Source organism: Streptomyces sp. NPDC058964, assembly GCF_042741275.1.
Classification (GTDB): Bacteria; Actinomycetota; Actinomycetes; order Streptomycetales; family Streptomycetaceae; genus Streptomyces.
Map to the genome: position 1 here is coordinate 1 of NZ_JBHYKH010000893.1, position 1,891 is coordinate 1,891.

Sequence of the window (1,891 nt, forward strand, 5' to 3'; positions counted from 1 at the left end):
CGTGGGGTGTGCGGCCGGATGTGCTGGCCGGGCATTCGATCGGTGAGCTGGCGGCGGCGCATGTGGCGGGGCTGTGGTCGCTGGAGGACGCGGCGCTGATCGTGTCCGCGCGCGGCCGGTTGATGCAGCGGCTTCCGGCCGGGGGCGCGATGGCGGCCGTACAGGCCACCGAGGACGAGGTCCTGCCCGTGCTGCCGGACGGCACCGGGATCGCGGCCGTCAACGGTCCGGTGTCGGTGGTCGTCTCCGGACCCGAGGCGGGCGTGGACGAGGTCGTACGGCACTTCTCCGAGGCGGGCCGCAAGACGAAGCGGCTCAGCGTCAGCCACGCCTTCCACTCCCCGCTGATGGAGCCGATGCTCGCCGAGTTCGAGCGGATCGCCGCCCAACTGATTTATTCCGAGCCGTCGATACCGATCGTCTCGACCCTCACCGGCACGGCCGTCACATATGCGGACCTCTCCGAACCTTCCTACTGGGTGCGTCACGTCCGTGAGGCGGTCCGCTTCGCCGACGCCGTGGCGACGTTGGACAGCCGTGGTGTGCGTACGTTCCTGGAACTGGGCCCCGACGCGGTGCTCACCGCCATGGCCGCGGACACGGGTACGGAGGCGACACTCGTCGCGACTCTTCGCCGCGACCGCACCGAACCCCACGCCTTGGTCGAGGCGCTGACAAGGCTCCCGGTTGTCGACTGGGCCGCCTACTTCGGCCCCGGTCGGCAGGATGTCGACCTGCCCACCTACGCCTTCCAGCACCAGCCGTACTGGCTCGACGCCTACGCGGGTGCCGTGCGTGGTGATGTCGCCGGCGCTGGGCAGTCGGATGCGGAGCACCCGTTGCTGGGTGCGGCGGTGGAACTGCCGGACTCCGACGGGGTGTTGTTCACCGGCCGGCTGTCCCTGGCCACGCATCCGTGGCTGGCCGAGCACGCGGTGCACGGCACGGTCGTCGTCCCGGGTGCCGCACTCGTGGAGATCGCGGTGCGGGCCGGGGACCAGGTCGGTGCGGGCACGGTCCGTGACCTGACTCTGCATGCCCCGCTCGTTCTGCCCGAGGCCGGTGCGGTCGCCCTGCGGGTGCGTGTCGGTGGGGGCGACGAGCCCACCGTCACGGTGCACTCCCGCCCGGAGGGTGAGGAGGGCTGGACCCTCCACGCCGAAGGTGTTCTGTCGGCCGACGCCGTCGAGCCCGCCGCCGATCTGACCGCCTGGCCCCCGGCCGGTGCGGAACCGGTCGACACCACGGCTCTCTACGACGACCTGGCCGGTGTCGGGCTGGTGTACGGCTCGCTCTTCCAGGGACTCACGTCTGCCTGGCGCGCCACCGACGGGACCGTCTACGCCGAGGTCACCCTGCCCGAAGGCACGGACACGGAAGGCTTCGGGATCCATCCCGCCCTCCTCGACGCCGCCCTGCACACCATCACCCTGGCAGAGGAGAGCGACTCGGCGGCCCAGCTGCCGTTCTCCTGGTCGGACGTCACGCTGCACGCCACCGGCGCTTCAGCGGTGCGGGTGCGTGTCACGGGCGAGGGCTCGGGCTACCGCCTCGACCTCGCCGACCCGGCCGGGGCCCCGGTGGCCACTGTCGGTGCGCTGGCGCTGCGCCCGCTGGCGGCGGAGCCGAGTGCGGTGCGTGATCTGTACCGGGTGGAGTGGGTGCCGGTCACCGCGCGGGCGACCGAGCCGACGGCCGCGTACACGGTCCTGCGGGCCGCGACGGCCGCCGAGCTGCTCCCGCGGCTCCAGGCCCACCTGTCCGGCGACGAGGAGACGCTCCTGGTCCACACCCGACAGGCGGCCACCGACCCGGAGCAGTCCGCCATCCGCGGCCTGACCCGCGCCGCCCAGGCCGAACACCCCGACCGCATCGTCCTCATCGACACCCC

General features: G+C 72.6%; 1 protein-coding gene. It reads left to right on the forward strand.

From position 1 onward, the window contains the following. The coding region (locus ACFW2E_RS46100) for an acyltransferase domain-containing protein (RefSeq protein ID WP_384477953.1) at positions 1-1,891 on the forward strand (1,891 nt) is incomplete at both ends.